10 protein-coding genes are annotated in these 12,487 nt (G+C 51.2%); 6 read left to right on the top strand and 4 right to left on the bottom strand.

Features of this window, described 5'->3' with window-relative positions:
* Positions 1–63 precede the first annotated feature (63 nt).
* From ACTHTS_RS08150 to ppc, 4 genes are all read right to left on the bottom strand, one after another.
* Entirely contained in the window at positions 64–1,923 is a 1,860-nt protein-coding gene (locus tag ACTHTS_RS08150; RefSeq protein WP_440369749.1) for an acyltransferase family protein, read from the bottom strand.
* Positions 1,924–2,408: 485 nt separating this feature from the next.
* Positions 2,409–3,500 (bottom strand): redox-regulated ATPase YchF, encoded by a 1,092-nt coding sequence (ychF, locus tag ACTHTS_RS08145; protein ID WP_049330669.1) that lies wholly within the window; start codon positions 3,498–3,500, stop codon positions 2,409–2,411.
* Between the two features lie 124 nt (positions 3,501–3,624).
* Positions 3,625–4,014: a hypothetical protein gene (locus tag ACTHTS_RS08140; RefSeq protein WP_440369748.1), complete on the bottom strand. Its 390-nt coding sequence runs from the start codon at positions 4,012–4,014 to the stop codon at positions 3,625–3,627.
* 350 nt (positions 4,015–4,364) lie between these two features.
* The gene (ppc, locus tag ACTHTS_RS08135) at positions 4,365–7,067 is read right to left on the bottom strand and encodes a phosphoenolpyruvate carboxylase (protein WP_440369747.1); all 2,703 of its coding nucleotides are present in this window, start codon (positions 7,065–7,067) and stop codon (positions 4,365–4,367) included.
* Between the two features lie 187 nt (positions 7,068–7,254).
* Here ppc and ACTHTS_RS08130 point away from each other — a divergent pair, with 187 nt between their 5' ends.
* From ACTHTS_RS08130 to ACTHTS_RS08105, 6 genes are all read left to right on the top strand, one after another.
* Positions 7,255–7,719 carry a cyclic pyranopterin monophosphate synthase MoaC gene (locus ACTHTS_RS08130; RefSeq protein ID WP_070607056.1) on the top strand — a complete coding sequence of 155 codons (465 nt, stop codon included), beginning with the start codon at positions 7,255–7,257 and terminating at the stop codon, positions 7,717–7,719.
* 49 nt (positions 7,720–7,768) lie between these two features.
* On the top strand, positions 7,769–8,515 hold the full coding sequence (locus tag ACTHTS_RS08125; protein WP_440369775.1) for a HesA/MoeB/ThiF family protein: 747 nt from the start codon (positions 7,769–7,771) through the stop codon (positions 8,513–8,515).
* 185 nt (positions 8,516–8,700) lie between these two features.
* Positions 8,701–9,045, top strand: coding sequence for a CidA/LrgA family protein (locus tag ACTHTS_RS08120; protein WP_440369746.1), 345 nt, complete (start codon positions 8,701–8,703; stop codon positions 9,043–9,045).
* Positions 9,045–9,743 carry an LrgB family protein gene (locus tag ACTHTS_RS08115; protein WP_440369774.1) on the top strand — a complete coding sequence of 233 codons (699 nt, stop codon included), beginning with the start codon at positions 9,045–9,047 and terminating at the stop codon, positions 9,741–9,743. The genes ACTHTS_RS08120 and ACTHTS_RS08115 overlap by 1 nt, the downstream gene beginning before the upstream one ends.
* A gap of 42 nt (positions 9,744–9,785) precedes the next feature.
* On the top strand, positions 9,786–11,006 hold the full coding sequence (gene argJ / locus ACTHTS_RS08110; protein ID WP_440369745.1) for a bifunctional glutamate N-acetyltransferase/amino-acid acetyltransferase ArgJ: 1,221 nt from the start codon (positions 9,786–9,788) through the stop codon (positions 11,004–11,006).
* 77 nt (positions 11,007–11,083) lie between these two features.
* Positions 11,084–12,454, top strand: a complete 1,371-nt coding sequence (locus tag ACTHTS_RS08105; RefSeq protein WP_440369773.1) for a chloride channel protein — start codon at positions 11,084–11,086, stop codon at positions 12,452–12,454.
* Positions 12,455–12,487: the final 33 nt, after the last annotated feature.

Raw genomic sequence — 12,487 nt, 5'->3', positions numbered from 1 at the left:
AAAAAATTAGCAGTTTTACAAACTGCCAATTGTAACAAATTTCATCGGATGAATGGCTATGGCTTATTGAAGAAGCGTGTGTTTTTCAGAAAAACGCTTGGCCAGTTCTCTGCCGCCGTAAGGGTTGATGTGGTCTCTATCGGAATAAACAGGCAATCCGTTGATTTTGAAGTTCTCCGGAATATAGGCAGTGGCATCGATAATGTACACATTGGCATATTTTTCTGCTAATTCTTTGATGCGTTCATTTCCTTTTGAAGTGACTGTTTCATCAATGGCAAGATTTTGACTAAATCCCGGTATGCGGTAAGACAGAATATAGGCGCGCAAGCCGTTGTATGACAGATTAGGGTTGTCTATCATCAGGTAAACCGCTTGTTTTTCCGAAGAAAGTTTTTGCAACATGAGGTCGAATTTTTTGAAAAAATCGGTATCGTAAGCAAGGGAGTGGCTGTTTTCAGGCATTTGGCTGCCCCAGCGCATGGCCAAAAGCACTTTTGAGTATTGGGGCAGATGCTCTTTGGCATACTGATAAACGGCACGGCAGGAGGCGTTTTTTTTGAATACGGGTGCGGCATAATCTTCTACATAGGCGCAACTGTCCGCAGAAACCATCGTTGCCGACCATTTTTCTTTTTTGCCGACGGTATCAAAAAACGTTTTATATTGGTCGGCATGCGAATCGCCTAGAATCAGTAATTCCGGCTGTTTGTCGGTATCGCCCCAAATACACTGTTTGTCGGTATTGTTGTGACAAGAAGTGTAGGAGCGTGCCAATCCCATACGGTCGTATTGCTCCATAAAAGGGAGCTTCATGGCAAGAAAAGGTGTAATGGCCAAAACAGGCATGGGGACGGCATAAATCCATGCCACAGATTGGGCAAAAGAGCCTTTCCAGTTTTTAAACGGCTTCTCGACAAAATAATAAGAAAGCAGAGAGAGTGCGAACATTAAGACAATCGCAGCCGCAGTCGAATACGAAGGCAGATTGCTTGAACCGATGTATCTCATAAAAGCCAATACAGGCCAATGCCACAGATACAGCGAATAGGAAATCAAGCCTATGCCGACAGTAATCTTCCATTGGAAAAATTTTTTCAGCCGGTGTTCAAATTGATTGAAATAAATGAATGCGGCGGCGGCCAAACAAGGAATGATGGCGGCAGGCCCCGGGAAATAGGCAGTTTTTTCCGTATAGGTAAACAGGCAGGCAAACAGTACGCATACGGAAAGTAATGCGCCTGTCGCCGCATATGGTTTGCCGGTATCCAGCCCTTGCTGTTGCCGGTATTGCATCCACACTGCCGTCAGCGAGCCGATCAACATTTCGCAGGCGCGCAGATGGGGCAGGTAATATTTATCCAGCGAAGTCGGTATAAAAGAGGCCAAAATGCTGAATACGCATAGCGTGATGAGGAAGGCAAACTGAGTGCGCCAGCTTTTGCGGACTACCAGTAACAGCAATATCGGGAAGACGAAATAATATTGTTCTTCGACCGATAAAGACCAAATGTGAAGCAAAGGTTTTTCTTCTTGTATGGGGTCGAAATAGCCCTGACCCTTTGCAAAAAAGATATTGGAGATGAACCCCAAGGTGGACAGGGCTGTTCTCCATAAAAGGGAAAAATCATCTTTGGTGAATAAAAGAAAGCCGCATATCAGCGTTACCGTCAATACGGTAAAAAATGCGGGCAGTATCCGCTTGATACGGCGGATGTAAAACTTTTTGAACGAAAAAATCCCACTGCTCATTTCACGATGGATAATCATCGTGATCAGAAAGCCGGAAATGACAAAAAAGATATCAACACCAAGAAAGCCGCCAGGCAGCCAGTTTTTTTCAATATGGAAAACGACAACGGATAGAACAGCAACGGCACGCAATGTATCAATATCTGGGCGGTAAGATAAAACTTTGCTCATAATATTTTGATTTTAATTAGTTTATTTTAATGGCGTCGTCTGAAAAGTGATTCCTGCCGAGAATGGCAGTATTTCGGAGATCAGCCATCGTTTGTCAGTACTGGGCAGTTTGTTTGCCTTCTTAGAATGATTGCTGATGATATGCGTTTGAATAGTAATAGATTAGAGTAGGGATACAGTTGATAGTTTCAACATAATGTTTAATATGTTGTTTTTATAATGAATCAATACGATGCGGTATTGTTTAATTATTTATTGTCATATCAGTGGTATTGTTATTGATGATGTAACCTTGCGCTATTTTTAGGTAAGGCGTAGGTAAGAAACGAGAGATTTTAAGAGAGAAAAATTACGGGTCATACCCGCATTTATTATGGAGATGATGTCTTGTTTTGTTGATATTTCAAGACATGAGGCCGTCTGAAAATAAATTCAGACGGCCTTAGTCTTAGAAAAGGCCGTCTGAAAAAAGCGGTACGCTGGGTTTATACGTTAAAGAGGAAGTGCATCACATCGCCGTCTTGTACGACGTATTCTTTGCCTTCCACACGCATTTTGCCGGCTTCTTTGGCTTTGGCTTCGCCGCCTAAAGCGATGAAGTCTTCGTAGGAGATAACTTGGGCGCGGATGAAGCCGCGTTCAAAGTCGGTGTGGATGACGCCGGCTGCTTGTGGCGCAGTGTCGCCTTTGTGGATGGTCCAAGCACGGACTTCTTTTACGCCGGCGGTGAAGTAGGTTTGCAGGCCCAAGAGGTCGTAGCCGGCACGAATGAGGCGGTTCAGGCCCGGTTCTTCCAAGCCCATTTCAGCGAGGAATTCGGCTTTTTCGTCGTCTTCCAATTCGGCGATTTCGCTTTCCATCGCGGCGCAAACGGCCACAACCGGCGCGTTTTCTTTTGCAGCCAATTCTTTCAGGCGATCGAGGTGCGGGTTGTTTTCAAAACCGTCTTCGGAAACGTTGCCGACGTACATGGCAGGTTTGGCAGTCAGCAGGAACAGCGGTTTGAGCATGGCAAGTTCTTCTGCGTCTAAGCCGAAGGAGCGTACAGGCTTGCCTTCGTCCAAATGAGGCAGCAGTTTTTTGCACAGATCGACCAGTTTTTGCGCATCTTTATCGCCTGAGCGTGCGCGTTTTTCTTCGCGGACGATGGCTTTTTCGACGCTGGCCAAGTCAGCCAGTGCCAATTCGGTGCCGATGGTTTCGATGTCGGCAATCGGATCGACTTTGCCTGCAACGTGAACGATGTTGTCGTCGTCAAAGCAACGCACGACGTTAACAATCGCGTCCGTCTCGCGGATGTTGGCGAGGAACTGGTTGCCCAAACCTTCACCTTTGCTCGCACCTGCAACCAAACCGGCGATATCGACAAATTCGACGATGGCAGGCTGCATTTTTTGCGGATTGACGATTTTTGCCAATTCAGCCATACGCGGATCGGGGACTTCAACGATGCCGACGTTGGGTTCGATGGTACAGAAAGGATAGTTTGCCGCTTCGATACCCGATTGGGTCAGCGCGTTAAAGAGGGTGGATTTGCCGACGTTGGGCAAACCGACGATGCCGCATTTCAAGCTCATGGTTTTTCCTGAAAAGATAAAAGTTTAACGGCGGATTATAGCATATTGTGAAGGTACTCAAAACAGCCGCAATGCTGGTGTGTTCTTATAATGAAAGGCCGTCTGAAAAAAGAGGGGCAGACATTCAGCTTATTGTGCTTCCGAAGAATGAGAAAATGAATAAAGCCGTTAAATAAAACAATTTTTCGGACAGGAGGCTTAAGATCAAACCCAAAAGAATGCCCAGTACCCAATAAATCATCTGACGGTATTTCGGGTCGGATGCGGTACGCAACATTTTAAAATACAAAACCAGACAGCCGAACATGCAGATTGTTTGAAACAGAATGAGGGGGAGGCTGTTAATGGCTTCGGAAATCGAATCATGAACGATGATTGTCCCTATGCGTATGCATAAATAAATTAAAGCCGAGCCTGCCGCCGAATGCCCAAAAGGGACGGGCGTGTTGGATAAATCGGGTGTTTTGTGGGGTTGAAGCCTGCCGAATAACAAGATAAATACAATGTCAAACATAATGATAGTTGCCTTGGCGTGAGATGTTTTTGTTTTTCAGACGGCCTCAGGGTGTCTGAAAGCTTATTGTGCGGCGTATGGGGTGGTGCCGTGGTAAGGTATGTCAGTAGGTCGATCATCCATCATGCTGAAGCGGTTGCCATAATTAAGTTAATAATTTGATTTTTCAGTGTATTATCTGCTGTTGCCAGTAATGGTTTGAAATACAGGGCAAGTGAAATGAATAGGGTAAGAGTGGCAAGCAGGTTAAGAAACATTATGAGGCTTGTGGGTAAAGCCTTTGCCGCGGTTCGCAGTTAGTTTAAAGGCCGTCTGAAAACTGTTTCAGACGGCCTTTTTTCCGTACTGCCTTAACCGGTATTACGCAAACCTTGCGCCACGCCGTTGATGGTCAGGTGAACCATCAGCAGGGCGTGAGGATTGTCGGGCTCTTTGCGCAGGCGTTTGAGCATGGCGACTTGCAGGCCGTTGAGAGCGTTCAGGTATGGAATCCTCAAGGCAAGCGAACGGGCGAGGCTGCGGTTGTCGCGCAGGAGCTCTTCGGTTTGCAGCAGGTCGAGCAGTGCTTTGCGGCTGCGTTGGTATTCTTCTTTGATCATGCCGAAGATGACTTTTGCTTTATCGGGCGATTCGCTCAAGCCGGCATAGTTTTCCGCCAAGGTGATGTCGGTTTTCGCCATCACTTGCTCCATATTGGAGAGCATGGCTTGGAAGAACGGGTTGCTTTGGGCATGTTCGCGCAGGGCGGCCAGTGTGTCGGGTTTGCCTTCGCACAAGGTTTCCACTGCGCTGCCGAAACCGTACCAAGCCGGCAGCATGAGGCGGTTTTGCATCCATGAGAATACCCACGGAATCGCGCGCAAGTCCTGAATCCGTGCCAAGGTTTTGCGGCTGGCAGGACGGCTGCCGAGGTTGAGGGTGGCGATTTCCTGAATCGGGCTGGTTTGCAGGAAGTAGTCGATGAAGTCGGGGTGGGTAATCAGTTCGCGGTAGTATTTGAACGATACGTCCGACAAATCCTGCATCAGTTTGGCATCAGGGTCTTTTTTATCCGGCAGGATGCTGGCTTCCAAAGTCGCGGCAACCAAGGTTTCCAAGTTGCGTTGGGCATTGCCCGGGTCGGCGTATTTGGCGGTAATGACTTCGCCTTGTTCGGTAATGCGGATTTGTCCGGCAACGCTGCCCGCTGGTTGTGCCAAAATAGCTTGGTAAGATGGGCCGCCGCCGCGACCTACGCTGCCGCCGCGGCCGTGGAACAGGCGCATGCGGACATCGTATTTTTTGAAGAGTTCGACCAAGCCCAACTCTGCCTGATACAGACACCATGAGCTGGTAACGTAGCCGCCGTCTTTGTTGGAGTCGGAGTAGCCCAGCATGATTTCTTGGATATTGCCGCGGCTTTCGAGCAGGGCGTCATACCAGTCGAGGCGGAACATGGTTTCCATGACCGGACAGGCATTTTCGAGCGCTTCGATGGTTTCAAACAGAGGCACGATATTGATGCGGCTGTGCGGTTTGCCGTTTTCCACCACCAACAGGCCGCTTTCTTTCAGCAGCAATGCCAAGGCGAGCAGGTCGCTGGGTTGTTCGCAGTTGGAAATAATGCTTTGTGTAACAGCATCTTCGCCAAATTCGTCTTTAATTTTGCGCGCTTCGTTGAAAATTGCCAGTTCGTGGCGGGTATGGTCACTGTATGTGATGAACGGGCTGTACAGCGGACGTTGATGGCTTAATTCGCGCAACAGGGCGGTTTGTTTTTGCTCTTCGTTCAGGCTGTTGTAGTCTTCCAAGCCTGCGTGTTGGAAAAGCTCGGCAACCACATCGGCGTGTTTGCCTGCGTGTTGGCGCAGGTCGAGCGGCATCATGTGGAAGCCGAACACGGACACGCTGCGGATAATGTCGGACAGACGGCCTTCTGCCAGCAGTTGGCTGCCGTTTTCGTGGAGCGAGCGTTGCAGTTTTTTCAGGTCGTTGAGGAACTCTTCGACCGTGGCATAAGGCTCGAGGAAGCCGAATTTGCAGCCCATACCCAAACCGAGTGAGCGTGCCTTGCCCATGGCGCGTGCCATGATGTAGGCGATGGCGCGGCGGTAGGGTTCTTCGGTACGGGCGATTTCTTCATCGGGAGACTGGGCGGCCAGTGCCATTACGTCGTCGTTGACTTTGACTCGGCGGATGGAGAGCGGCAATTCGCGGTAGAGTTTGTCAAGCTCGCCGCGATAGAAGCGGAACACTGCGTCGGCATGCTGTCTGAACGCAAAACGCAAGGTTTCGGCAGAGACGAACGGGTTGCCGTCGCGGTCGCCGCCGATCCAGCCGCCGATTTTGAGGATATTCGGAACGCGGACGCCGGGATAGGCCGTCTGAAAATCGCGTTCCATTGTACGGTAGAGTTTAGGCAGGGCTTCAAAGAAGCTCATTGGGAAAATGGATACGCCGTTGTTGATCTCGTCGTTGACGCTAAGTTTGTGGCGGCGCGTTTCGCTGGTCTGCCACAGGCCCAAAAGGACTGTGTCGATTTCGCGGCGCAACTGAGCCAGCGCGTCAGGGTTGGTGCAGCGTTCGCGTTGCGGTAGCAGCGCGCGGATGCGGCGGTTGAAGCTCAAGACGGTTTGGCGTTGCACTTCGGTCGGGTGCGCGGTTAAAACGGCGGTAACGACTGTGTTGTCCAGTTGTTGTTGCAACGCTTTGCCGTTGACTTTTCCGGCTTTGAGCTTGCGCACGGTTTCCGTCAGGCTGCCTTCGGCACTGTTGTGTCCGGCCTCTTCGTGGATTTGGCGGCGGCGTTCGTGGTGCACGTCTTCGGCGATGTTCAAAATCTGTGCGAACAGGCCGCAGGCCAAGGTTAAATCGTGAGTTTGTTGTTCATCTAATTGCGGCAACACCTTTTCAATCAAGGCAGCGCTGTCGTCTGAAGTCGATAATAACTTAACGGTTTCGACCACCAAAGGCGACGCTTCCTCATGCAGCAGATTGAAAAGAGACTGTTTTAAAAATTCCGCATCCGCTGCCAGAGCGGCATCTTTTGGATTGTTTAAGATATGCAGTTGCATGATTTTTCTCTTATTTAAATGTTAATTTGGGTTTGTCCTGAATCCATTGTATAGCAAATTTTTGTAAACTGCCAATGGTAACATCCGATACATTTCAAACCGGAAAACAGCCGTCCGTATCCGCTGCGTGGTCGCTGTCTGTAAAATGCCGTAAAATATTGCCCATCAAAACAGAGGCGAGAAACCCATGATTGAATTTCCCAACCAGCCCGATTTTCCTGAACAACACACCGCCGTCGCCGTCGGCACCGTCAACATGAGCCAGCAGGCGATACGGGTGTTGATAGAGAATGCCACCGAAAAGGCAAGTATCCTGACCATCGCCCGCGTTGCCGCCATTCAGAGCATCAAACAGACCGCCAACCTGATTCCGCTGCACCTGCCCGGACGCATCATCGGCGTGCAGGTTGATTTCGATATTAACGTTGAGCTGGCCTGCCTGAAGGCCACGCTGACCGTCCAAGCGCACAGCAACGGTAGCATTGCCACCGAAGCCCTGACCGGCCTCAATTTGGCACTCTTGAGCGTTTACGACATGATGAAAGACGTTGACCGCAATATGATGCTCAGCGGCATCCGCCTCGAATCCGAAACCAGCAGCGAAGGCCGTCCTTTCCTGTTTGACAACGCCTACGAAAATATCAATTTCTAAACCACTCAGGCCGTCTGAACATTGGGTTTCGGACGGCCTTATTGTTATGATGAACGATCAACAACTTTTGCGGTTCAGCCGCCATATCCTGCTGGATGAAATCGGTATCGAAGGCCAAGAAAAACTTTTGTCCGCCCATGCGCTCGTTGTCGGTTGCGGCGGGCTCGGTGCGGCGGCCTTACCGTATCTTGCCGCCGCCGGTATCGGCCGCCTGACGATTGCCGATGCCGATACCATCGACGAGACCAACCTTCAACGCCAAATCACGTTTACCGAAGCCGACATCGGCAAAAACAAAGCTTTGGTCATGCAAGGCCGTCTGAAACAGATCAACAGCCAAACACACATTACAGCCATTGCCGAATTTCTCGATGAGGCCAGACTTGTCGAATTGGCAAACGCCGCCGACATCATCCTTGATTGTTCCGACAATTATCCCACGCGCCAAGCGGTCAACCGCGCCGCCGTTGCCACGCGCACGCCTTTGGTTTCCGCCGCTGCCGTCGGCTTTGACGGACAAGTTGCCGTGTACCGTCCCGATCTTCCCGAAACGCCTTGCTATGCCTGCCTGTTTGACGGCGAACAAGCCAGCGACGGTGCTTGTGCATTGTTCGGCGTTTTTTCGCCATTGGTCGGCGTTATCGGAACGACCCAAGCCGCCGAAGCGCTTAAAGTGCTGATCGGTATCGGTACACCGGCGCACGGCAAACTTTCTACCTATAACGCGTTGAGCGGAAAATGGCAGCAATACGGGGTGAGACGTAATCCCGAATGCCCGGTTTGCGACGGCCGTTAAAGACAAAAAGCAGGGTAAGGGTTTCAATATTGCCTAAGCAATCCGCTAGAGTAATCATACTTATCTTTCATTAAACTTGAAGGAAGGCGTTTCTTCCCTTTTCAGACGGCCTGTGGCACGATATGATTCAATGATTAATAAATTTTTTGAGGCCGTCTGAAAAAGGATAAGGAGAAACCGGCTTAATGAATATTATTCGTGCCTTATTGGTGGTATTGGGTTGCCTGGCTTTGGGCGAGGCGGCCGTTTGGATTTTGGGGTTGAAGCTGCCGGGCAGTATTGTCGGCATGGCTTTGCTGTTTGCCGCGCTTCAGGCCGGCTGGGTCAAATTGTCTTGGGTGGGAGAACTGGCAGACATTTTGATGGCAAACCTGACTTTGTTTTTGGTGCCGCCTTGCGTGGCTGTCATCAGCTATTTGGATGTGATTGCAAACGACTGGTTTTCGATTTTGACGGCCACAATCGGCAGTACGATCTGCGTATTGTTGGTAACCGGCAAAGTGCATGAGTGGGTCAGGAGGCTGATGTGATGAATATAGATGGGCTGTTGCGCATGCCCTCGGTCATGCTGTTCCTGACTTTGGCTGTTTATGCTTTGGCGGTGCAGATTCGGACGCGCACGGGGAATGTGCTGTGTAATCCGGTATTGATCAGTACGCTGGTGTTGATGGGGTATTTGAAGGTATTTGCCATCGATTACGAGCTGTATCACGACGCGGCGCAGTTTATCGATTTTTGGTTGAAACCGGCGGTCGTATTGCTGGCCGTGCCGCTTTATCGAAATTGGGACCGTATCCGCAGCCAGTGGTTGCCGGTGGTGTTGTCGCAGTTGGCGGGCAGCGTGACAGGTATTGTTACGGGCGTGTATTTTGCCAAATGGCTGGGTGCTTCGCGCGAAGTGATTCTGTCGCTGGCTTCCAAATCCGTGACCAACCCGATTGCGATTGAAATCACGGCGTCTATCGGCGGTATTCCGGCGATTACGGCGGCAACGGTGATTATTGCCGGACTTTTTGGACAGATGGCCGGATATAAAGTGTTGAAAGGGACGTTGTATATGCCTTCTTCAGTGGGAATGTCTTTGGGTACGGCCTCACATGCGATGGGTATTGCAGCGTCTTTGGAATACGGCCGCCGTATGGCCGCATATGCCGGCTTGGGCTTGACGCTCAACGGCGTGTTGACGGCGATATTGGTGCCTATCTTGATTCCCTTATTGGGCGTATAGCGTTTAGGCCGTCTGAAAATAGTGTAAACAGGAGAAAATGATATGGCTGTAAATTTGACTGAAAAACGTGCAGACGAATTGTTGGAAATCGACGGCATCCGTCTGTTTACAGGTCGTGCCGGCATCAAGCAACAAGACCGCGATGATTTGACGCTGATGGTGTTGGGCGGCGGACATACGGTGGGCGCGGTGTTTACGCAAAACCGTTTCTGCGCCGCACCGGTGCATATCGCCAAGTCGCATCTGTTTGACCAAGACGGCGTGTGTGCCTTAGTCATCAACACGGGCAATGCTAATGCGGGTACCGGCGCACAAGGCCGTCTGGACGCGATTAAAGTGTGCGCGGCGGCGGCGGAGCAGGTCGGCTGCCAATCCAATCAGATTATGCCGTTTTCGACCGGCGTGATTTTGGAGCCGTTGCCTGTGGATAAAATCGTGGCCGCTTTGCCGCAAGTGCGCCCTGCATTCTGGTCGGACACGGCGCGTGCCATCATGACGACGGATACTGTACCGAAAGCCGCTTCACGCACAGGCTTGGTCGGCGAGAAACACACAGTCCGCGCTACCGGCATCGCCAAAGGTTCGGGCATGATTCATCCGAATATGGCGACCATGTTGTCGTTTATCGCTACCGATGCCAATGTGTCCCAACCGATTTTGCAGCTGATGACGCAAGAAATCGCAGACGAAAGTTTCAATACGATTACCGTGGACGGCGATACCAGCACCAACGACAGCTTCGTGATTATGGCGACGGGCCGTTGCGGTCAGAGCGAAATCGACAATACCGCCGATCCGCGCTATGCGCAGCTCAAGGCATTGCTCGGTTCGCTGGCTTTGGAATTGGCGCAGGCGATTGTCCGTGATGGCGAGGGTGCGACCAAGTTCATCACGATTGAAGTGCAAAACGCGAAAACCCGCGAAGAGGCGCGCAAAGTGGCTTATGCCGTTGCCCATTCACCTTTGGTAAAAACCGCTTTCTTTGCCTCCGACCCGAACTTGGGCCGTCTGTTGGCAGCCGTCGGCTATGCCGGTATTGAAGACTTGGACGTCGATGCTTTGAAAATGTGGCTGGATGACGTGTTGGTGGCCGAAAACGGCGGCCGCGCGGAAAGCTATACCGAAGAAGCAGGACAAGCGGTGATGAACCGTCCGGAAATCACCGTCCGTATCGATTTGCAACGCGGTGATACGACGGCGGCTGTCTATACCTGCGATTTGTCGCACGAATATGTGTCGATTAACGCGGATTACCGTTCTTAAAAACCTTTATCCTTGTGTTCAGACGGCCTTTGAGAAAAGCATCAAGGCCGTCTGAACACATTGACTGCGTGTTTATGATGAAATTTCCACAGACTTGGGCGGCGCGCCTCGCCCACAAAATCCGCCAAACCAAACGCCTGTCCAAAAAAAGCATGGCTTTTCTGTTTTTGCTGGCAGGATCGGCACTGGTTGCCCTGACGGCTTTGATGTTTGCGTACTTGGCGGATTTGGCTTTGGAATGGAACGCTTTGCTGGCAGGCAAATATCCGTGGTTTGCGTGGGTGGCTTTGCCGCTGGGTTTGCCGCTTTTGGCATGGTTTACGCGCAAATTTGCGCCGTACACTTCTGGCAGCGGTATTCCTCAGGTTATCGCTTCTTTGTCTTTGCCTTATGGTGCGCAGAAAACCCGTTTGATTCGTCTGGGCGAAACCTTTTTCAAAATTCCACTGACGTTTTGCGCCATGCTGTTGGGCGCGTCTGTCGGCAGGGAAGGGCCGTCTGTGCAAGTGGGTGCGGCGGTCATGAACGCTTGGGGCGCGTGGTGTAAAAAGCACGGGCTGGCATTTAGGGGCATGCAGGAAAACGATTTGATTGCCGCAGGCGCGGCCGGCGGTTTGGCGGCGGCGTTTAACGCGCCTTTGGCCGGTGTGGTCTTTGCCATCGAAGAATTGGGGCGCGGCGTGATTTTGCGTTGGGAACGCCAAATCCTGATGGGCGTGTTGGCGGCCGGTTTCATTCAAGTGGCGATACAGGGCAACAACCCGTATTTCTCAGGTTTTCAAGGACATGAGCTGCCAAACATGCTGATGTGGGCCGCGGTGTCGGGCATCGTCTGCGGCGTGGCTGGCGGATTGTTCGGCAGCTTTTTGTATCGCGGTGCGGCGGCATTCGCACCGGTGCGCTGGCGTAGTTTCATCCGCCGTCATTTGTTGGTGGTCGCCTTTGTAATGGGTATCTTGTTGGCGTTGCTCGGTACGTTTTATCAAGGTAAAACCTATGGTACGGGCTATCACGAAGCCGCAGCCGCACTCAAAGGCGCGTATGAAGCGCCGTTCGGCTTGGCAGTCGCAAAATGGGCGGCGACCGTGTTCAGCTATTGGGCAGGCATTCCCGGCGGTATCTTCACGCCGTCGTTAACCATCGGCGCGATGATAGGCGAACACATGGCTTCTTTCGCGCAACTGGGCGACGCGTCCAATGTCGCGGTTTTGCTTTGCATGGCCGCATTCCTTGCCGCCGCGACCCAATCGCCGTTGACCGCCGCCGTGGTGGTAATGGAAATGACGGGCGGGCAGAATTTACTGTTTTGGATGCTGCTAACTTGCATCTTCGCTTCGCAAGTCTCGCGCCAATTCTCGCCGCATCCGTTTTATCACGCCGCAGGTTTGCGCTTCAGACGGCATATTGAAGCCGAAAGCGGACATGTTCAGCACGAGAAAAAAGAATAGGTTGGTATATAAAAGGCCGTCTGAAAATCAGAT

The sequence above is a fragment of the Neisseria sp. P0019.S003 genome (genome assembly GCF_051957115.1).
Classification (GTDB): Bacteria; Pseudomonadota; Gammaproteobacteria; order Burkholderiales; family Neisseriaceae; genus Neisseria; species Neisseria flavescens_D.
This window is presented reverse-complemented; position numbering and strand designations above follow the sequence as displayed.